The organism is Pseudoxanthomonas sp. GW835-FHT14C01, assembly GCF_058793715.1.
On sequence record NZ_JBXAGB010000002.1, the window covers coordinates 1,159,417 to 1,179,357 of the forward strand.

Consider the following 19,941-nt stretch of genomic DNA (forward strand, 5'->3'; position numbering starts at 1 on the left):
TCAGGGTCGCGGGTCGGCAGCCCGGAGGCCATCGCGAAGGGATGCATGGTGGTCACTCAGGGGCCGATGGGGGTCGACGAGGGACGAATCGCGGACGGTCGTGCGCGGAGCGACGGCTAGAATGCGTACATGAACGAACAGGCCCCGCTGACCTACGAACGCTACCTGCCTTGGCGGCACTGGGTCGAAATCGGCTTCTGGGTAGCGCTGATCGGGGCCAACTGCATCGCCAACAGCATCACCACGCTGATGGACCTCCGGCGGGGAGAGTCGGGCGTGCAGTCCTGGGAGCCTGCCGTATGGGAGGCCAGCAGCGCGGTCATGTGGCTGCTGGTCGTGCTGCCGGCGATGGCGTGGTTCACCCGCCGGTATCCTTTCCAGTGGGGCGAATGGCGTCGGCAGATGGCGCGTTATGCGGCGGCGAGCGTCGTCGTCTGCCTCGTGCACGTGGTCGGCATGGTCGCGTTGCGGATGCTGGCCTACCGTACCCAGGGCATGACCTACGATTTCGGGCCGTGGCCACGCGAGCTGTTCTACGAGTACCTGAAGGACGTCCGCAGCTTCGCCTATATCGTGCTGACCATGGAGGCCTACCGCCTTCTGCTCCGCCGCTGGCAGGGTGAAGCCAGCCTGCTCACCGAACCGGACGAAGGTCCGCCGCTGGAGTCCGTGGACAGGCCGGAGCGCTTCCTCATCCGCAAGCTCGGGCGGGAATTCCTGGTGGCCGCGAACGACATCGAGTGGATGCAGGCCGCCGGCAACTACGTCAATCTGCGCGTCCGTGGCCACGACTATCCGTTGCGCAGCACCATCGCGGGCATCGAGGCGCGCCTGGATCCTCGCCGGTTCGTCCGCATCCACCGCAGCTACATCGTCAGCCTGGAACAGGTGGCGTCCATCGAGCCGCTGGACACCGGTGACGCGCGCGTGCACCTGAGGGACGGCAGCGCGTTGCCCTGCAGCCGTCGTTACCGGCAGGAACTGCGCCAGCGCACCGGCGTGGACGCGCCCTAGGCTGCGCGCGTCGCCGGAACCTCCGGCAGGCGCTCGACCGCGTAGCTGGCGACCAGTTCGATTGCGCCATTGCGGACCGCCTCTTCGGGGGCCTCCAGCAGCGCCTGCAACGTAACGCCGGCGGGCAACGCACGCCCCCACAGGCCGGCCCAGGCATTGCGGCGGTCCTTTGCGGCGTACAGCGCGCGATCGGCCATCCGCAGGGCGTAGTCCCAGCCGCCGGCGGCGTTGTCGAAGAACGGGAACGGCGCGTAACCCAGCGATACCGTCAACGGCCAGCGCTGGCGGGGCGCCAGCTCATGTACTTCGCACAGCGCTCCATGCAGGCGCGCGGCGACGGTGCAGGCCTGCGCCTCGGTCAGGTCGGCACAGGCCATCAGGAATTCTTCGCCGCCCCAGCGGGCGATGACGTCATCGGCGCGGCCGATCTCGCGCAGGCGGCGCGCCAGCGCGATCAATACCTGGTCGCCGGCGTGATGGCCGAAGCCGTCGTTGACCTTCTTGAAGTGGTCGATGTCGATCAGGAACAGCACATGACGCGTGCCGGCGGCCGGACGCTGCAGCGACAACGCCTTCAGTGCTTCGGTCGCCGCCCGCCGGTTGCGCAGGCCGGTCAGGGAGTCGGTGGCGCTGACCTTGCGCAGTTGCCGGTTCTTCCGGCGCTGCAGCAGACCGAAGCCCACGCCCGCCAGCACCAGCAGCACCAGCACGATGACGCCGGCACGGCGCTGCAGCGTCGATTTCTCGTCGCTGAGCACGCGGATCTGCGCCTGGTGGCGCATGGCTTCCAGCTCGCGCTGTGCGGCGGCGCTCTCGCTGCGCGCCTGCAGGTCGGCCAGCAGCTCCAGCCGTTGCTCCTTCAGCGTCTGCATCTCCAACGCATGCAGGCGTGCGCCGACTCCCAGGGCTTCGTCCGCCTGGCCGAGGGCGGCGTGCGCGGCCATCCAGGCGCGAAGCACTTCGCGCTGCTTCTGCGGCTGCGGGGCGCCATCCACGTTCGACCAGGCGCGCCTGGCGGTCGCCAGCGCGCCCGCGTAGTCGCCGGAGAGGCGCTGCAGCGTCGAGCGCTTGGCCAGCGAGCCGGCCAGGCCCGGCTTGTCGGCGCTGTTTTCCTGAGCCTGGATGGCGGCATCGAGCAACGGACGGGCCTGTGCGAGGCGGCCTTGCGCGATCCACAGGCCCGCGCGCTCGGCACGCAGGCGATCCGCCACCGCCTGCGCCTGCTTGCGCTGGGCGACCGCTTCGCCGTCGTCGATCACCGCCATGGCTTCGTCGGTGCGTCCCAGCCTGACCAGGTTGAGGGCGTGGTTGTGCAGGATCAGCGGATCTTCCAGGCCGACCGAACCGGCGGCGGCCAGCGCCTTGCGGTAGTAGCCGTCGGCGATCTCCGGCGAGTCCAGGTAGTCCGCATGGATCAGGCCTATGTTGGTCAACGTGGTGGCCTGGAACAGGGCCGCTTCGTCGGCCGGCAACGTGGCGGCCAGGTCCTGCGCGCGCAGATAGGCCGCTTCGGCCCGGTGGATCTGGCCGGCGCCGTGGAAGATGGACCCGGCCTGCGAGTAGGCGCGCGCACGGAACTCCACGGGCAGCGACGGGTGTTCCTCCACGCGCCGCTCCATCTGCGTGCCGGCTTCCATGGCGCGTGCCTTGTCGCCCGCGAGCCCCGACGCGATGCCAAGGCAGCTGAAGATCTTCACTTCGTCCTCGATCGCCAGGTCCGGCTCGCGCAGCAGCGATTCGGCCAGCGCCACCGCCACGGGCGGCGCGTCGCGGCGCAGCTGCAGGCAGCGCTTCACTTCGCTGGCACGGTCATGGACGGCCGGCTGCGCGCCCTGGGCGCGCGAGGAGGGCAGGCCAAGCAGCAGCGCGAGGCCGAGCAGCCATGGCAGCAGCGGAAGGGGCAGGGCAGCGGCGGGAGTCGGCGTGAGCGGACGGCTCTCGGGAGGACGCCCCGACAGCGATGCAAGTCCTGTTCCATGCGGGAGGCGCGCGCCACGGCGGCCCGCGCGCCTCTGGTATCCTTGCCGACCGATTCCATCCCCGTCCCACGACCCATGATCGAGCTCAACCCCATCCGCCAGCGCATCGCCGACCTGCAGGACAGGCTGGCCTCGCTCCGGGGGTATCTTTGACTACGATGCCAAGCGCGAGCGCCTGGAAGAAGTAAACCGCGAGCTCGAAAGCCCGGACATCTGGAACAACGCCGAGTACGCCCAGCAGCTCGGCCGTGAGCGTTCGCTGCTCGACAAGACGGTCAACGGCATCCGCGAGATCGAGGAGGGCCTGGCCGGCGCCGGCGAACTGCTGGAACTGGCGGAAATGGAGAACGACGAGGACACCGCGCAGGCCGTGGTGGCCGATGTCGAGCGCTATGCCGTGCGCGTGGACAAGCTGGAGTTCCAGCGCATGTTCTCCGGCAAGATGGACAGCGCCAACGCCTTCGTCGACATCCAGGCTGGCGCCGGCGGCACCGAGGCGCAGGACTGGGCCGAAATCCTGCTGCGCATGTACCTGCGCTGGTGCGAGTCGCGCGGCTGGAAGACCGAACTGATGGAAGCCAGCGGCGGCGATGTCGCCGGCATCAAGTCGGCCACGCTGCGGGTGGAAGGCGACTTCGCCTACGGCTGGCTGAAGACCGAGACCGGCGTGCACCGGCTGGTGCGCAAGTCGCCGTTCGACTCGGACAACCGCCGCCACACCAGCTTCACCTCGGTGTTCGTGTCGCCGGAAGTCGACGACAACATCGACATCGACATCAATCCGGCCGACCTGAAGACCGACGTGTACCGCTCGTCCGGTGCCGGCGGCCAGCACGTCAACAAGACCGAGTCGGCGGTGCGCATCACCCACGTGCCGACCGGGATCGTCGTGGCCTGCCAGACCGGCCGCAGCCAGCACCAGAACCGCGACAACGCGATGAAGATGCTGGCCGCCAAGCTGTACAAGCTGGAAATCCAGAAGCGCAATGCCGAACGCGATGCGGTGGAAGCCACGAAGTCCGACATCGGCTGGGGCAGCCAGATCCGCAACTACGTGCTGGACCAGAGCCGCATCAAGGACCTGCGCACCGGCGTGGAGCGTTCGGACACCCAGAAGGTGCTGGACGGCGACCTGGACGAGTTCGTCGAAGCCAGCCTGAAGTCCGGCCTGGAAGCCGGCGCCAAACGTATCGACGCCTGAAAGCAGGAGTGAGTGGATGAGGAGCGAGGAGTGAGCGCCAACCGCACTCCGCTCCCGCATTCCTGCTCCTCTCACTTCTCACCCCTCCCCACTCATTCCTCCCCCGACGCCATGACCGACCAGACCAGCGCCACGCCTCCCGCCGACGAGAACAGCCTCATCGCCGAGCGTCGCGCCAAACTGACCGCGCTGCGCGGCCACGGCATCGCGTTTCCCAACGATTTCCGCCGTACCGACTACGCGGGCGACCTGCAGACGCAGTACGAGGACGCCGAGCTGTGGTCCGCGGAAGCACTGGAAGGCAGTGGCCGGCAGGTGAAGCTGGCCGGACGCCTGATGGCCAAGCGCGTGATGGGCAAGGCCAGCTTCGTGCAGATCCAGGACGAGTCCGGCCGCATCCAGCTGTTCCTGCAGTCCAATACCCTGGGCGAGACCTATGACGCCTTCAAGGGCTGGGATATCGGCGACATCGTCGGCGTCGAAGGCGCCTTGACCCGCACCCGCACCGGCGAGCTGTCGGTGAAGGCGGACGCGCTGCGCCTGCTGACCAAGTCGCTGCGCCCGCTGCCGGACAAGTGGCACGGCCTGTCGGACGTGGAGCAGCGGTACCGCCAGCGATACGTCGACCTGATCGTCTCGCCGGAGGCCCGGGCTGTCTTCATCAAGCGCTCGCGCATCATCCGTGCGATCCGCGAATGGCTGGACAGCCGGCGCTTCCTGGAGGTCGAGACGCCGATGATGCATTACATCCCCGGTGGCGCGGCGGCCAAGCCGTTCACCACCCATCACAACGCGCTGGACCTGGACCTGTACCTGCGCGTGGCGCCGGAGCTGTACCTGAAGCGCCTGGTGGTCGGCGGGCTGGAGCGGGTGTACGAGATCAACCGCAACTTCCGCAACGAAGGCGTCAGCACCCGCCACAACCCCGAATTCACCATGCTCGAACTGTACGAGGCCTATGCCACGTATACCGAGATCATGGACCTGACCGAAGGCGTCATCCGCGACGTTGCACACGAGGTCCTGGGCACCGGGCAGGTAGCCTGGGACGGTCAGGACATCGACCTGGAGCCGGCCTTCCGCCGCTGGCGCATGGACGAGGCGGTCCGCCATCACAACCCCGAGATCAGCGCCGCCGACTGCACCGACCGCGACGCGCTGGTACGCCACTGCGAGCGCCTGAAGATCCATGTGAAGCCCTCGTACGGGTGGGGCAGGCTGCTGCTGGAGATCTTCGAGAAGACGGTCGAGCACACCCTGGTGCAGCCGACCTTCATCACCGACCATCCGGTCGAGGTCTCGCCGCTGGCCCGGGCCAACGACGAGCAGCCCGGTTACACGGACCGTTTCGAGCTGTTCATCAACGGAAAGGAGATCGCCAACGGCTTCTCCGAGCTGAACGATCCGGAGGACCAGGCGGCGCGCTTCATGGCCCAGGTGCAGGCCAAGGAGGGGGGCGACGACGAAGCCATGCATTTCGATGCCGACTACATCCGGGCCCTCGAGGTGGGACTGCCGCCGACCGGCGGTCTGGGCATCGGCATCGACCGCCTGGTCATGTTGCTGACCGGCTCCGATTCGATCCGCGACGTGCTGCTGTTCCCTTACATGCGCCCTGAAAGTCAGGCCTGAGCGCCGCGTGATGCGCGTCAATGAAGTGACGCGCAGGGGCAGAATACGCACCCGTCTGGATGACGCGACGGGTCCAATGCTGTAGGAAAGGTAGCCGTCCGGCGGCCTTTTTCCGGCGAACGGCGCGCCACGGACAGCGCGGTACGGCCGTAAACCCGTGAAGGAGGTCAATTTGCTGAGTCCCGACAGGCCCTTGAGGCGGCTGGCACGCTTCCTGCGTGGTTTCACGCGCAGGACGGTCAATTTTCCGCCGTCCGCGCCGATAGAGATCAGGGGAGGGGGCCCCGGGATTCGCATCGGTTCCCTTCGTGGATCGCGGACCCCGCCCGGGACCGTGCCGCCGAACAGGACTGACGACATGTTGGATGCGAGCGCTGCCGGAGTATCCTTGCCCGATAGCCACATCACGTGGCCACAAGGGGTGGGCAACGCTTTGAACATCGTCATCGTCGACGATCAGACGTCCGCGCGCACGATGCTGCGCCATGTCATCGAGGACATCGCGTCCGAGCTGGCCGTCCACGATTTCGGCGATCCGCAGGCAGCCCTGGAATGGTGCGAGAAGAACCGCACCGACCTGCTGCTGCTGGACTACCGCATGCCGGGCATGGATGGACTGGAGTTCGCCCGCCGCTTCCGCCGGCTGCCGATGCATCGCGACATCGCCATCATCCTGATCACCGTGGTCGGCGACGAGCCCATCCGCCAAGCGGCGCTTGAAGCCGGCGTCATCGATTTCCTGGTCAAGCCGGTGCGCCCGCGCGAACTGCGCGCCCGCTGCCGCAACCTGCTGCAATTGCGCCAGCAGTCCGAGAACGTCAAGCAGCGCGCCCTGTCGCTGGAGCAGCGGCTGCTGTCGAGCATGCACGAGGTCGAGGAGCGCGAGCGCGAGACACTGTCGCGCCTGGCGCGCGCCATCGAGTACCGCGACAGCGGCACCAGTGCCTATCTGGAACGCATGGCCCATGTCGCCGGCCTGATCGCCGAACAGCTGGGATTGCCCGAAGACGAGGTGCGCACCATCGAGATGGCCGCGCCGCTGCACGACATGGGCAAGATCGCGATCCCCGATTCGGTGCTGATGAAGGCCGGCCCGCTGACCGCCGACGAAACCGAGGTCATGCGCCGCCACCCGAAGATCGGCCACCAGTTGCTGTCCGGCAGCCAGAACCGCTTCATCCAGACCGGCGCACTGATCGCGCTGCGCCACCACGAGCGCTACGACGGCAGTGGCTACCCCGATGGCCTCGTCGGCGAGCAGATCCCGTTGGAAGCGAGGATAGTGGCGGTTGCGGACGTGTTCGATGCCTTGATCTCGCCGCGGCCGTACAAGAAGGCCTGGGACAAGGACGCGGCACTGGCCTATCTGTACGCGCAGCGCGGTCGCCTGTTCGATCCCGCATGTGTCGACGCGCTGATCCGTGGGCGGGCGCGGCTTGACGACATCTGCCAACGCTACTCGACGGTGCAGAGCCGTCCAGGGATGGAGTGAGCCATGACCAATCCCATCGGCTGGATGAAGGCCCGCCTGGCGCATCGCGGCGACAGTGAACACGGCCAGGCGCTGATCCGCGTCGCGCTGATCTCGATCATCCTCGCCTACGCACTGCTGCCGTCCTCGCGCGCGGCGCTGCCGTCCGGCGAATACGCCATCGTGCTCACGATCATCACCTCGGGCCTGGTCAACAGCCTGGGCATCTTCGCGTGGCTGCTGGTGCAGCCGGGCAAGTCGCATGCGCGTCGCGCGCTGGGCATGATCGCGGATTACGGCCTGCTCGCAGCGGCGATGAACGGTATGGGCGAACCACTGTCGTGGGCCTACGTCGTGCTGATGTGGATCACCGTCGGCAACGGCCTGCGCTATGGCAACCGTTACCTGGTGGTGGCGGTGGCGATGGCGAGCACGGCGTTCGCGACCGTCGTCGCGATGAACGACTACTGGCGCGCCAACCTGACCCTGGGCGTGGGCCTGGTGCTCGGCCTGATCGCCGTGCCGATGTACTTGTCAGGCCTGTTGCGCGACCTCACCCGCGCGACCGACGAGGCACGCCGCGCGAACGAGGCCAAGAGCCGCTTCCTGGCCAACATGAGCCACGAGTTCCGCACGCCGCTGAACGGGCTGGCCGGCATGTCCGAACTGCTCGCGACCACGCGGCTGGATGCCGAACAGCGCGAATGCCTGTCCACCATCCAGGCGTCCACCCGCACATTGCTGGGCCTGGTCGAGGACGTGCTGGACATCTCCGCGATCGAGGCGGGCAAGGTCAAGCTCAACGTGGTGGAGTTCTCGCCGCGCGAACTGGTCGACAGCATCGGCCTGATCCTGATGCCGCAGGCACGCGGCAAGCAGGTCCGCTACGAAGGCGTGGTCGACGACGCCATTCCGCTCAAGCTGCGCGGCGATGCCGGCCACCTGCGCCAGGTACTGCTGAACCTCGCCGGCAACGCGGTGAAGTTCACCAACGAAGGCGAAGTGCGCATGGTGGTCGCGCCCACGCAGGTCGACGAAGGACGCGTGCGCCTGCGCTTCACGGTGACCGACACCGGCATCGGCGTTCCGGTCGCGCTGCGCGAGCGCCTGTTCGAGGCCTTCGAGCAGGCCGACGTCAGCCTGTCGCGCCGCTACGGCGGCACCGGCTTGGGCACGACGATCGCCAAAGGCCTGACCGAAGCGATGGGCGGCACCATCGGCTTCGAAAGCCACGAGCAGCGCGGCAGCTGCTTCTGGGTGGAACTGCCTTTCGAGGTGGTGCCCGAGCGCGTCATGGTGCCGGCGGTGCACGGCCACGCCGAATGGCTGCAGGAAGAACCCGACACCTCGAGCGCCGAGAACATCATCGCGTTCTCCGATCCGTTCCTGCGCCACCGCGCGCGCGTGCGCAGCATGCAGATCCTGGTGGCGGACGACCACGAGGCGAACCGCATGGTCGTGCAGCGTCTGCTGCAGAAGGCGGGCCATCGCATCACCTGTGTCAACGGCGGCGAGGAAGTCCTCGATGCGCTGGAGTCGGCCTCCTACGACGCGGTCATCTGCGACTTGCACATGCCCGGCCTGAGCGGCCTCGATCTGCTGAAGCAGTTGCGCGTGATGGAAGCGGGCAGCGGCAGTCGTACACCGGTGCTGATCCTCAGCGCCGACGTCACTCCCGAGTCCATCCAGCGCTGCGAACAGGCCGGCGCGCGCGCCTTCCTGGCCAAGCCGGTCGTCGCGACCCGCCTGCTGGATGCGCTGGCCGACATCGCGACGTCGGGCCGTGTCACCGCCACGGCGGCGTCGCTGGCGCCGCCGCGTGCGGATGTGTCCGACGGCGTGCTCGATGTCAGCGTGCTGGACGAACTGACCGCGCTCGGCATGGGTGAAGCCTTCGAGCGCGAGTTCATCGAGCAGTGCCTCAACGACGCGGACGGATGCATCGGCGCCATGGCGCACGCGATGGAGCGCGGCGATGGCGAACATCTGCGCGAGCACGCGCATGCGCTGAAAGGCGTGGCGAGCAATCTCGGCCTGGTGAAGCTGGCGGCGGCAGCGGGCGAGATGATGGGCCTGGCCGACTGGCAGATCACGCGCGAATGGCGGCACCGCCTGGCGGCGCTGAATTCGCACCTGAGTCATGGTCGTGCCGCGCTGGACGCGCGTCAGCGTGTACGCAATGCCGCCGGCAAGGGCAGCGAGAACTCGTCCTCCTGAGGCGCGGCCTTCGGAGCGGACGCGGCGGAAAAGGGCGGATGGCGGCGGCAGCCGCGGCGCCATCTCTTCGCAGGGTCCGAGGCGAGTACGGTGATCCGGACTCGCCCTTGAAGGCGCCTGGCGCGCTTCAACCCCCTGATTTCCCCTGTGGTTCCTGCGTTGCCGCGGGCTTGCGGGTGTTTCAGGCTGCGCGGATCGACCGCTTTTCCTGCGCGCGGACGATGCGCTCCATCATCTTCAGCGACTTGTCGCCGAGCGTCAGGGCGGTATCGACCCACACTTCGGTGATGCCCATCAGTTCGTCGTAGCCGACCGGCTGCGCGAGGTTGCGGCAGGCATTCAGTGCCAGGTGCGCGTGCGGCGAACGGCGCTGCTTGTCGATGATGGTCTGCACGGCGGCCGCGCCCTGACCCTTCGGTACCAGCACGTCTACCACGCCCAGCTTGTACAGTTCGTCGCTGGTGTAGATGTTGCCCTCGAGGATGATCTTCTCGGCGACCTGCGGCGACACGCGCTTGCACAGGAACGAGTAGGCGCCCATGCCCGGGAACAGGCCGAACAGCACTTCCGGCAGGCCCATGTCCACGCCTTCCTCGGCCACGATGGTGTGGCACGACAGCGCGATCTCGAGGCCGCCGCCCAGCGCATCGCCCTGGATCAGCGCAATGGTGCGCACGTCGCCGCCCAGGCCGGTGTGCAGGTGATGGACGCCATCGATGCAACGGCGCGCATAGCTCAGCAGGCGGTCGCGGTTGTTCTCGCGGATCAGCTGCGAGAACAGCTCCAGGTCGCCGCCCAGATTGAAGGCGTTCGCGTCGGAAGCGACGACGAGGTGGCGCAGCTTGCCCGGCTGGCGCTGGGATTCGCGCAGGGTGATCGAATTCATGAAGCTCAGCACGTCGTCGAGCATCTGGCTGCGGAAGCAGGGACGCACGCCCGGCGCGACATCCGAATGCATGTACATCCAGTGCGCATCGCCGCTGGGTTCGGATTCGACGCGGATGGTCGGGAAGGCACGGGTGCGCTGCAGTTTTTCGACGTTGTTCATGGGAGAGCTCCTTGGAGGGGTATTGCCCGCGCGGCAGGGGAAGCGGGTGACGGATTTATGTGACGCAGGTGGCATCACGCGCCGATCCTACACCTGAACGAATAATTAAAATCCAGTGCACGCACGCGCTTGGCGCAAGAGGCGGCCGTCAAGCCGCCGCCAGTCTCGATATTTGTGACAGACGTCTAGAATCGAGCCCTAAAGTCCTGAACCAAAAGAAAAAGGCCGGCGCTGGGCCGGCCTTTCCCTGAACCCTGAACAGGGCTTCACGCGGTTTTTGCGGGCTCCCGCAGCTCCTTGCGCAGGATCTTGCCGACATTGGTCTTCGGCAGCTCCGTGCGGAACTCGATGTGGCGCGGCTGCTTGTAACCGGTCAGGTTGTCGCGGCAGAACGCTTTGACCTGCTCGGCCGTGAGGGCAGGATCCTTCTTCACGATGAAGACCTTCACCGCTTCGCCCGACTTGTCGTCCGGGACGCCGATCGCGGCGACTTCCAGCACGCCGTCCAGGCCGGCGATCACATCCTCGACTTCATTCGGGTACACGTTGAAGCCGGACACCAGGATCATGTCCTTCTTGCGATCGACGATGTAGAAGAAGCCGTTCTCGTCCATCTTCGCCATGTCGCCGGTGTGCAGCCAGCCGTCGGCGTCCATGACGTTGGCGGTTTCCTCGGGACGCTGCCAGTAGCCTTTCATCACCTGCGGCCCCTTGATGCACAGCTCGCCGACATCGCCGACCGGCACGACATTGCCGTCGTCGTCCTTCAGGCAGGCATCGGTGGACGGTACGGGCAGGCCGATGGCGCCGTTGTAGTCGTGAAGGTCCATCGGATTGATGCACGCGGCGGGCGAGGTTTCGGTCAGGCCGTAAGCCTCGACCAGCGTCACGCCGGTGACCTTCTTCCATTTTTCCGCGACGGCGCGCTGCACGGCCATGCCGCCGCCCAGCGTCATCTTGAGGTTGGAGAAATCCACCTCGTCGAAGCCCGGCGTATTGAGCAGTCCGTTGAACAGCGTGTTGACGCCGGTGATCGCGGTGAAGCGCGTGGCCTTCAGCTCCTTCACGAAGCCCGGCATGTCGCGCGGATTGGTGATCAGGTGGTTCAGGCCGCCGAGTTTCATGAAGACCAGGCAGTTCGCCGTCAGCGCGAAGATGTGGTACAGCGGCAGCGCGGTGATGATGACTTCGTTGCCGTAATCCAGGCCCGTACCGACCCACACGCCGGCCTGCTGCATGTTCGCCACCAGGTTGCGGTGCGTCAGCATCGCGCCCTTGGCCACGCCGGTGGTGCCGCCGGTGTACTGCAGGAAGGCGATGTCGCCGGAATCGATGTCGACGTCGGGCAGCGTGTGCAACTGGCCCAGCGTCAGCGTATCCCGGAAGCGCACGGTGCCGGGAATGTCGTAGTCCGGCACCATCTTCTTCACGTACTTCAGCACGAAGTTGACGATGGCGCCCTTGGGAAAACCGACCATGTCGCCCAGCGCGGTGGTGATCACCTGCTTGACCTGGGTGCCGGCCAGCGCCTCCTGCGCGGTCTTGCCGAAGTTGTCGACCACCAGCAGCACGCTGGCGCCGGAGTCGGCCAACTGGTGCTTCAACTCGCGCGGGGTATACATCGGATTGACGTTGACCACCGTCAGGCCGGCGCGCAGCACACCGAAGATCGCGATGGGGTACTGCAGGCAGTTCGGCATCATGATGGCGACGCGGTCGCCTTTCTTCAGCTTCAGCTCGCCGAGCAGGTATGCCGCGAACTGCCGGCTGAGCGTATCGATCTCGCCGTAGGTCAGGGTCTTGCCGAAGTTGCGGAACGCGGGGCGGTCGCGGTACTTGCCGATCGCCTCATCGAAGACGGACACGATGGAGCGGTACTGCTCCAGGTCCACCTGCTGCGGCACGCCTTGCGGATAGCTCTTGAACCACGGACGTTCCTGACTCATCGTTCCATTCCCTCCCCAGGGTCTTCGGGTCGCCTCGCGGCGTTCAATGGGCAAACGCCGGACATGGCGCCTGCTGGGAGCATACCGTCCCGGATGGAAAAGGCGAAGGTTTCGATGGTGAAGAGCGGATTCATTGCACGCGGATGGCTGATCACCTGCATGCTGGCGCTGGCGGCCTGTGCCGGCGATACGCCCGAAGCGCAGTTGCGGCAGCAGTTCGACGCGATGCAGGCGGCGGTGGAAGCCGGCAAGGCAGGGGATTTCATCGCGGGCGTCAGCGCGGATTTCACCGGCGAGGCGGGCATAGATCGTGCTGCGTTGCACAACATGATCCGTGCCCACACGCTGATGAATGCGCGTATCGGCGCCACCACGGGTCCGCTCGACCTCAGGGTGGATGGCGAGAATGCAGAACTGGCATTCAACGTGCTGCTCACATCGGGCAGCGGCCGCCTCTTGCCCGACCAGGCGGGTACCTACCGCGTGACGACCGCATGGCGGCGCGAGGATGGCGACTGGCGTGTGTATCACGCGCGATGGGAGCGCGGGCAGTGATCACTTCACCGGCGTGAGCTTTCCCAGCGTCCAGCGATAGCGCAACGTCTTCGCCACGCTGGGACAGCAGCGGGCGTCGTTGGGGCCGGGCCATTTCGTCGTGAGCTGGATGACGCCGTCCGCCACGGTCATGGTGTCCACCATGCCCAACGGCTCCTGCGTTTCGCCCGCCGCCGCGTAGCGGGTTCCTCGCCTGGCCAGTACGGCGACGCCGTGGTCCGAGTAGGTGGGACCGTACATCGTCCACAGCACGACGATTTCGTCCTGTCCATCGCTGTCGAGATCGGCCGCGACAGCCTCGGTGGCTTCGTAGCTTTCCATGTGGCCGGCTTGTTTGCCGGCGACGAATTGCTCGGCGATCTTGGCCGGTGGTTCCGCACCGGCGGCGGCACTCGTGGTAGTGAGCAGGCCGATGCAGAGGCTGGCGCACCACGTGGATGCGCGCGGAAGCGGTGTATTCAACGCCGGTCTCCCCATGGCCTCCGGAAAGAGGCCTTCGATACCCGCAACGCAAGGAAGGCGCGCAACCGGCAATGCATCGACTTGCCCTGGCGCGACGGGGACGGGATCATCGAGCCCTACAACAGGGGAAAACATCCATGTCGATTCGCTGGAAGATCCTGGCGTGCCTGTGGCTGGCCGCCGGCAATGTCGTTGCGCAGGACGCGCTGCCCTACCAGACGCCGCCCGCAGACATCCTGCAACTGGCGGATGTGCAGCGACCGCCCAGCGTGGTGGCCGACAGCCGCAAGACGCGACTGGTGCTGTTCTATCGGGATGCGTTCAAGTCGTTGGCGGAGCTATCCGACGAGGAACTGCGGCTGGGCGGCCTGCGGGTCAATCCGCGCACCAACATCGCCAGCACGGCCACCTATTTCAACAACCTGCAGATCCAGGAGCTCGCTGGAGGCGCGGCACGTCAGGTGACCGGCCTGCCGGCATCGCCGCGGTTGGCCAACTTCACCTGGTCGCCGGACGAAAGCCGGATCGCATTCACCCATACCGCGCGCACCGGCGTGGAAGTCTGGGTGCTGGATCTGGCCTCCGCGCGCGCCACGCGCCTGACCGAGGCGCGCGCGAACGGCAATGTGGGCAATCCGCTGACTTGGTTCCGCGACAACCAGGCGTTGCTGGTCCGCATGCTGCCGGTGCTGCGCCCGGCGCTGATCGACACGTCGCGCCAGGTGCCCACCGGGCCCACCGTGTCCGTCAGCGATGGCAGCAAGGCCCAGAACCGCACTTACCAGGACCTGCTGAAGAATCCGCAGGACGAAGCGAACTTCAGCGTCCTGGCGACGTCCGAACTCCATCGCGTGCCGCTGAACGGCCGCGCGACGCTGTGGCGCGGCGCCGGTATGTATATCGGTGAATCGTTTTCGCCGGATGGCCGCTACGTGCTGCTGCGCACACTGCGCAAACCGTTCTCGTATCTCGTGCCGTACGGCCGCTTCCCGTTCAGCGCCGAGGTCGTGGAAGCCACGGGCAAGCCGGTGGTGACCGTCGTCGACGCGCCGCTCGCCGAGAACCTGCCGAAAGGCTTCATGGCGGTACGCGCGGGCCGTCGCGACATCGAGTGGCGCGCGGACACGCCGGCGACGCTGGTGTGGACGGAGGCACTGGACAAGGGCGATCCGGCGGTGGAGGTACCGTTCCGCGACGAAGCCTTCGCTTGGGACGCACCGTTCACGGCGCCGCCGCGGTCGATGTTCAAGACCATCGATCGGGTGCAGGGCGTGCTGTGGGGCGATGATCGCCATGCGATCGTCACCGACGCCTGGTGGAACACGCGCAACACGCGCACCTACCTGTTCGATCCCTCGCAGGCCGGTGCGCCGCTGCGCGAACTGGCCAGCCGCAACTACCAGGACCAGTACAGCGATCCGGGCGAGTTCGAGACCCGCCGCAACGACGCCGGCCAGCGGGTGCTGGCGCTGGATGAAGGCCATGCGCACCTGATCGGCGAGGGCTTCACGCCGGAAGGCCAGTTTCCCTTCATCGATCGCATGGACCTGGCGACCGGCAGGAAGGAGCGCGTGTACACCTCGCGGCTGACCGGGCAGAAGGAAACGATCCAGGCGCTGCTGGATCCTGCGGCGGGCACCGTGCTGGTGCGGCTGGAATCGCCGACCGAATTCCCGAACTACTACATCCGCCATCTCAGGCAGCGCATCGCGCCGGTACCGGTGACGCGCTTCGAGAACCCGTTCAAGGGCCTGCAAGGCGTTCACAAGGAAGTCCTGACCTATGCGCGTGCCGACGGCCTGCCGTTGACCGGCACGCTCTACCTGCCGGCGGGCTACGACCGTGCCGCGAAGTCGCAGAAGCTGCCGCTGGTGATGTGGGCCTATCCGGCCGAGTACAAGGACCGCGACAGCGCGGGCCAGAACACCACCAACCCCAACGAGTTCATCTTCCCGAGCTACGGTTCGCCGGTGTATTGGGTGACCCGGGGTTACGCGGTGCTCGACGATGCCGCCTTCCCGATCGTCGGCGAGGGCAAGGAGGAGCCGAACGACTCCTTCGTCCCCCAACTGGTGGCGAATGCGAAGGCGGCGATCGACGCCGTCGATGCGCTGGGCTACATCGACCGCACGCGCGTCGCTGTCGGCGGGCATTCCTATGGCGCCTTCATGACGGCGAACCTGCTGACGCACTCGGATCTGTTCGCCGCCGGCATCGCGCGCAGCGGCGCCTACAACCGCACGCTGACGCCGTTCGGCTTCCAGCAGGAAGAGCGCAATTACTGGGAGGCGCCGGAGGTCTACAACGGCATGTCGCCCTTCATGCACGTGGACAAGATGAAGACGCCCCTGCTGCTGGTGCACGGCGAGGCGGACAACAACTCCGGTACGTTCACGATGCAGAGCGAGCGCTACTTGAATGCATTGAAGGGCTTCGGCGCACCGGCGCGGCTGGTGCTGCTGCCGAAGGAAAGCCACGGCTACGCGGCGAAGGAGTCGATCCTTCATCTGCTCTGGGAGCAGGACCAGTGGCTGGAGCGCCATGTGAAGCAACGCAAGCCGGCGGGCGTGACCTCTAACGACTCGCCGCAATAGCACCAAGCCTTCACCTTGTAGGAGCGACGTCAGTCGCGACCGCAAGGCAGGACCAACCGGTTCAAACGATTGGCGGACAGTGGATCAGACCAGCAAAGCGCTTGGCTGTTCCTGTTCGGCTTGCGCCCAGTTTCCGGTCGCGCCTTACGTCGCTCCTACAGGAGAGCGCCCGCCCACTGTCTCCGGTGGGCGGGCGCCGCGCCCTACGCCGCCTTACGCGCCGCCAACTGACGGAGCACGTAGTGCAGCAGGCCGCCGTGCCTGAAGTATTCGACTTCCTTCGGGGTGAGCAGCAGCACTTTTGCCTGGAACTCGATCGTCTTTCCATCGGTCCTGCGCGCGGTGACCGTCGCGGTCTTCGCGGCGCCATCCCGCAGGCCGGTGACATCGAGCGTCTCCGAACCGTCCAGGCCCAGCGACTGCGCGTTCTCGCCCTCGTTGAACTGCAGCGGCAGCACGCCCATGCCGACCAGGTTGGAGCGGTGGATGCGCTCGAAGCTCTCGGCGATCACGGCCTTCACGCCGAGCAGATTGGTGCCCTTGGCCGCCCAGTCGCGCGACGAGCCCGTGCCGTACTCCTTGCCGGCGATCACCACCAGCGGCACGCCGTCGGCCTGGTACTTCATCGATGCATCGTAGATGGACATCTTCTCCGGCGGGGTACTGCCGAAGTACAGGGTGTTGCCGCCTTCCTCGCCGCCGAACATCAGGTTCTTGATGCGGATGTTGGCGAAGGTGCCGCGGACCATGACGTCGTCGTTGCCGCGGCGGCTGCCGTAGCTGTTGAAGTCCACCGGCTGCACGCCGCGCGACATCAGGAAACGGCCCGTCGGCGAGTCCATCTTGATGTTGCCGGCCGGCGAGATGTGGTCGGTGGTGATGGAATCGCCGAACAGGCCGAGCACGCGCGCACCGTGCACGTCGTCGATGCTGCCCACGTCCATCGACATGCCGTCGAAGTAGGGCGGGTTCTTGATGTAGGTCGAGTCGCCGTCCCAGGCATACAGGTCGCCGTCGGGCGAGGCGATCTTGTTCCAGCGCGTATCGCCCTTGAACACGTCGGCGTAGTTCTTGGCGAACATCTCCGGTCCGATGGTCCTGGCGATGAAGTCGCCGATTTCCTTGTTGCTGGGCCAGATGTCCTTCAGGTAGACCGGCTGGCCATCGCTGCCCGTGCCCAGCGGCTCGGTGGTCAGGTCGATGTCGGTGGTGCCGGCGATGGCGTACGCGACCACCAGCGGCGGGCTGGCCAGGTAGTTCATCTTCACTTCGGGATGCACGCGGCCTTCGAAGTTGCGGTTGCCCGACAGCACCGAGGCGACGACCAGGTCATCGGCGGCGATCGCTGCGGAGACATCGTCCGGCAGCGGGCCGGAGTTGCCGATGCAGGTGGTGCAGCCGTAGCCGACCACGTAGAAGCCGAGCTTCTCCAGATCGTCGAGCACGCCGGCTTTCTCGAGATAGTCGGTGACCACGCGCGAACCCGGGCCCAGCGAGGTCTTCACCCACGGTTGCGCCTTCAGCCCCTTGGCGGCGGCATTGCGGGCGAGCAGGCCGGCGCCGAGCATCACCGCCGGGTTGGAGGTATTGGTGCAGGAGGTGATCGCGGCGATCACCACGGCACCATCCTTGAGCGTCGGGCCCACGCCGCTGTCGGGCGCGGATTCATGGGCCGCGGCGTGCGCGCCGACCGCGGTGCCGCCACCGCCTTCGTTCTTCAGGCGGTCTTCCTGCACCAGGTCGATGCGCTTGCGGCGCGCGTCCACGAACGGCACCAGGTTGTCGCGGTAGTTCTGCTTGACGTCCTGCAGCAGCACGCGGTCCTGCGGACGCTTCGGGCCGGCCAGCGACGGCTTCACGTCGCCCATGTCCAGATGCAGCGTGGCGCTGTACTCGGCGTGCGGACTGTCGGGCGTGTGCCACAGACCCTGCGCCTTCGCGTAGGCCTCGACCAGGGCGATCTGTGCTTTGCTGCGGCCGGACAGCCGCAGGTAGTTCAGCGATTCGTGGTCGACCGGGAAGATGCCGCAGGTGGCGCCGTACTCCGGCGCCATGTTGCCGATGGTGGCGCGGTCGGCCAGCGGCAGGTGCTGCAGGCCGTCGCCGTAGAACTCGACGAACTTGCCCACCACGCCCAGCTTGCGCAGCATCTGGGTGACGGTCAGCACCAGGTCGGTGGCGGTGGCGCCTTCCGGCAGCTTGCCGGTCAGCTTGAAGCCGACCACCTGCGGGATCAGCATCGACGAGGGCTGGCCGAGCATCGCCGCCTCGGCTTCGATACCGCCGACGCCCCAGCCCAGCACGCCGATGCCGTTGATCATCGTGGTGTGGCTGTCGGTGCCGAACACCGTGTCGGGATAAGCGATGGCCTGGCCATCCTTCTCGCCCGTCATCACCACGCGGGCGAGGTTCTCCAGGTTCACCTGGTGGACGATGCCGGTGTTCGGCGGTACGACCTTGAAGTTGTCGAACGCTTTCTGGCCCCAGCGCAGGAAGCCGTAGCGCTCCCTGTTGCGGTCGAATTCGATCTTGCCGTTGAGGTCCAGCGCATCGGGGCTGCCGAACACGTCCACCTGCACCGAGTGGTCGATCACCAGCTCGGACGGGATCAGCGGGTTGATCTGGTCCGGGCTGCCGCCGAGCTTGACCACGGCGTCGCGCATCGCGGCCAGGTCCACCACGCAGGGCACGCCGGTGAAGTCCTGCAACACCACGCGCGCCGGCATGAAGGCGATCTCGGTGTCCGGTTCCTTCGCGGCCTCCCAGCCGGCGACGGCCTGGATGTGCTCCGGCAGCACCGTCACGCCGTCCTCGCAGCGCAGCAGGTTCTCCAGCAGGATCTTCATGGAGTAGGGCAGGCGGGCGAAACCGCCCTTCGGATCCAGTCGTTCGGCCAGGGCCGGCAGGCTGTAGTAGGCGTAAGACGTGCCGTTGACGTCCAGGGAACGGCGGGTGGCGAAGGAATCACTCATCGCGGAGGCTCCTGTAGCTGGGGGAAGGGGGACGGGAGCAGCTTAAGCCGCGGATCCCGGGCGTCTTGTCGATGCTTGCCCGGATTATCCGCCAAGACTGAGACGGCGGAGACCCGACCAAGGGTGAATCTGGCAGCAAGGGGAAGGGGAGGATGACGCGGTTCCGGGCTGGGGTATGTCATAGAAAGTATGTATAATTCTTCCATACTCAAGAGGGCCTGCCATGGAAGCCACCGTTGCAGAACGCGGCCAGATCACACTGCCGAAGGCCGTCCGCGATGCCTTGGGCCTGACCAAGGGCAGCGTGCTGAAGGTCGAACTGGAAGGTAGCCGCATCGTGTTGCGGAAGAGCGTCGATGACGCGATTTCCCGCGTGCGCGGCAAGTTCGCCCTCGATGCCGACAACGCTCCGGGTGCCGCCGGCGAATGATCGCCGTCGACGCTCCCGTCCTGATCGAGCTGTTGACCGACGGACCGCGCGCGGACGCCGTCGAGGCCGGCCTGCGCCAGAGCCTGGGCAGCGGCCGCGTGGTGGTCTGCGATGCCGCCCTGGCCCAACTCTGTGCCTCGCTGCGCAACGGCGCCGACGCGCTGGCCGCGCTGGAAGAGATGGGCGTCCACTTCAGTCCCGTCGAAGCCAAGTCCGCGCTGCGTGCGGGCGAGATGCAGCGCCGGCACCGCCAGCGCGAGGGCGACGCCAGGCCGATCGTCGATTTCCTGGTCGGCGCGCACGCGCTCCTGCAGTGCGATGGCCTGATCACGTTCGACACCGCCTTCCACCGCGATTACTTCAAGGGCCTGAAACTGATCGTGCCCGCGAACGAATAAGCATCACCCCGTTTTCCCATTC

The 19,941-nt window shown here is 66.7% G+C and carries 14 protein-coding genes; 9 read left to right on the forward strand and 5 right to left on the reverse strand.

Annotated elements, in window-relative coordinates:
* Positions 1–129 precede the first annotated feature (129 nt).
* Positions 130–1,014, forward strand: coding sequence for a LytTR family DNA-binding domain-containing protein (locus tag AC1Q5B_RS12295; RefSeq protein WP_492631940.1), 885 nt, complete (start codon positions 130–132; stop codon positions 1,012–1,014).
* Here the strand turns inward: AC1Q5B_RS12295 and AC1Q5B_RS12300 are convergent.
* Positions 1,011–2,810, reverse strand: coding sequence for a GGDEF domain-containing protein (locus tag AC1Q5B_RS12300; protein WP_492631941.1), 1,800 nt, complete (start codon positions 2,808–2,810; stop codon positions 1,011–1,013). The genes AC1Q5B_RS12295 and AC1Q5B_RS12300 overlap by 4 nt on opposite strands.
* Before the next feature lie 258 nt (positions 2,811–3,068).
* Between AC1Q5B_RS12300 and prfB the strand changes: the two genes are divergently transcribed.
* The 4 genes from prfB (at position 3,069) to AC1Q5B_RS12320 (ending at position 9,514) form a co-directional block, all read left to right on the forward strand.
* Positions 3,069–4,194 (forward strand): peptide chain release factor 2 gene (gene prfB / locus AC1Q5B_RS12305; protein ID WP_492631942.1). Its coding sequence is split into 2 segments (ribosomal slippage): positions 3,069–3,143 and positions 3,145–4,194, totalling 1,125 coding nucleotides; the frame shifts between segments, so codons are not numbered across the junction.
* Between the two features lie 111 nt (positions 4,195–4,305).
* Entirely contained in the window at positions 4,306–5,826 is a 1,521-nt protein-coding gene (gene lysS, locus AC1Q5B_RS12310) for a lysine--tRNA ligase (protein ID WP_492631943.1), read from the forward strand.
* Positions 5,827–6,184: 358 nt separating this feature from the next.
* Complete coding sequence (gene rpfG, locus AC1Q5B_RS12315; protein WP_492631944.1) at positions 6,185–7,318, forward strand: cyclic di-GMP phosphodiesterase response regulator RpfG; 1,134 nt, start codon at positions 6,185–6,187, stop codon at positions 7,316–7,318.
* Positions 7,319–7,321: 3 nt separating this feature from the next.
* A complete protein-coding gene (locus tag AC1Q5B_RS12320) occupies positions 7,322–9,514 on the forward strand; it encodes an ATP-binding protein (protein ID WP_492631945.1) in 2,193 nt (730 codons plus the stop codon).
* Between the two features lie 181 nt (positions 9,515–9,695).
* Here the strand turns inward: AC1Q5B_RS12320 and AC1Q5B_RS12325 are convergent, their stop codons facing one another.
* Both AC1Q5B_RS12325 and AC1Q5B_RS12330 read right to left on the reverse strand, forming a co-directional pair.
* On the reverse strand, positions 9,696–10,562 hold the full coding sequence (locus tag AC1Q5B_RS12325; RefSeq protein WP_492631946.1) for a crotonase/enoyl-CoA hydratase family protein: 867 nt from the start codon (positions 10,560–10,562) through the stop codon (positions 9,696–9,698).
* A 266-nt stretch (positions 10,563–10,828) separates the two neighbouring features.
* A complete protein-coding gene (locus tag AC1Q5B_RS12330; protein WP_492631947.1) occupies positions 10,829–12,508 on the reverse strand; it encodes a long-chain fatty acid--CoA ligase in 1,680 nt (559 codons plus the stop codon).
* Positions 12,509–12,601: 93 nt separating this feature from the next.
* Here AC1Q5B_RS12330 and AC1Q5B_RS12335 point away from each other — a divergent pair, with 93 nt between their 5' ends.
* The gene (locus tag AC1Q5B_RS12335; RefSeq protein WP_492631948.1) at positions 12,602–13,063 is read left to right on the forward strand and encodes a nuclear transport factor 2 family protein; all 462 of its coding nucleotides are present in this window, start codon (positions 12,602–12,604) and stop codon (positions 13,061–13,063) included.
* Here AC1Q5B_RS12335 and AC1Q5B_RS12340 read toward each other — a convergent pair whose 3' ends face one another.
* Positions 13,064–13,525 carry a hypothetical protein gene (locus tag AC1Q5B_RS12340; protein WP_492631949.1) on the reverse strand — a complete coding sequence of 154 codons (462 nt, stop codon included), beginning with the start codon at positions 13,523–13,525 and terminating at the stop codon, positions 13,064–13,066. It lies immediately after the preceding gene.
* A gap of 137 nt (positions 13,526–13,662) precedes the next feature.
* Here AC1Q5B_RS12340 and AC1Q5B_RS12345 point away from each other — a divergent pair, with 137 nt between their 5' ends.
* Complete coding sequence (locus AC1Q5B_RS12345; protein WP_492631950.1) at positions 13,663–16,119, forward strand: S9 family peptidase; 2,457 nt, start codon at positions 13,663–13,665, stop codon at positions 16,117–16,119.
* Between the two features lie 203 nt (positions 16,120–16,322).
* Here the strand turns inward: AC1Q5B_RS12345 and acnA are convergent, their stop codons facing one another.
* Entirely contained in the window at positions 16,323–19,091 is a 2,769-nt protein-coding gene (gene acnA / locus AC1Q5B_RS12350) for an aconitate hydratase AcnA (RefSeq protein WP_492631951.1), read from the reverse strand.
* Positions 19,092–19,314: 223 nt separating this feature from the next.
* On the opposite strand from acnA, the gene AC1Q5B_RS12355 reads away from it, so the two are divergent.
* Positions 19,315–19,521 (forward strand): AbrB/MazE/SpoVT family DNA-binding domain-containing protein, encoded by a 207-nt coding sequence (locus AC1Q5B_RS12355; RefSeq protein WP_492631952.1) that lies wholly within the window; start codon positions 19,315–19,317, stop codon positions 19,519–19,521.
* Positions 19,518–19,919 (forward strand): type II toxin-antitoxin system VapC family toxin, encoded by a 402-nt coding sequence (locus AC1Q5B_RS12360; protein WP_492631953.1) that lies wholly within the window; start codon positions 19,518–19,520, stop codon positions 19,917–19,919. The genes AC1Q5B_RS12355 and AC1Q5B_RS12360 overlap by 4 nt, the downstream gene beginning before the upstream one ends.
* The last annotated feature ends 22 nt before the right edge of the window (positions 19,920–19,941 follow it).

Excerpts from the sequence above, each read along its gene's own strand:
- AC1Q5B_RS12295 (WP_492631940.1), top strand. The coding sequence starts at position 130 with ATGAACGAACAGGCCCCGCTGACCTACGAACGCTACCTGCCTTGGCGG.
- lysS (WP_492631943.1), top strand. The coding sequence starts at position 4,306 with ATGACCGACCAGACCAGCGCCACGCCTCCCGCCGACGAGAACAGCCTC.
- rpfG (WP_492631944.1), top strand. The coding sequence starts at position 6,185 with ATGTTGGATGCGAGCGCTGCCGGAGTATCCTTGCCCGATAGCCACATC.
- AC1Q5B_RS12320 (WP_492631945.1), top strand. The coding sequence starts at position 7,322 with ATGACCAATCCCATCGGCTGGATGAAGGCCCGCCTGGCGCATCGCGGC.
- AC1Q5B_RS12325 (WP_492631946.1), bottom strand. The coding sequence starts at position 10,562 with ATGAACAACGTCGAAAAACTGCAGCGCACCCGTGCCTTCCCGACCATC.
- AC1Q5B_RS12330 (WP_492631947.1), bottom strand. The coding sequence starts at position 12,508 with ATGAGTCAGGAACGTCCGTGGTTCAAGAGCTATCCGCAAGGCGTGCCG.
- AC1Q5B_RS12335 (WP_492631948.1), top strand. The coding sequence starts at position 12,602 with ATGGAAAAGGCGAAGGTTTCGATGGTGAAGAGCGGATTCATTGCACGC.
- AC1Q5B_RS12345 (WP_492631950.1), top strand. The coding sequence starts at position 13,663 with ATGTCGATTCGCTGGAAGATCCTGGCGTGCCTGTGGCTGGCCGCCGGC.
- acnA (WP_492631951.1), bottom strand. The coding sequence starts at position 19,091 with ATGAGTGATTCCTTCGCCACCCGCCGTTCCCTGGACGTCAACGGCACG.
- AC1Q5B_RS12355 (WP_492631952.1), top strand. The coding sequence starts at position 19,315 with ATGGAAGCCACCGTTGCAGAACGCGGCCAGATCACACTGCCGAAGGCC.
- AC1Q5B_RS12360 (WP_492631953.1), top strand. The coding sequence starts at position 19,518 with ATGATCGCCGTCGACGCTCCCGTCCTGATCGAGCTGTTGACCGACGGA.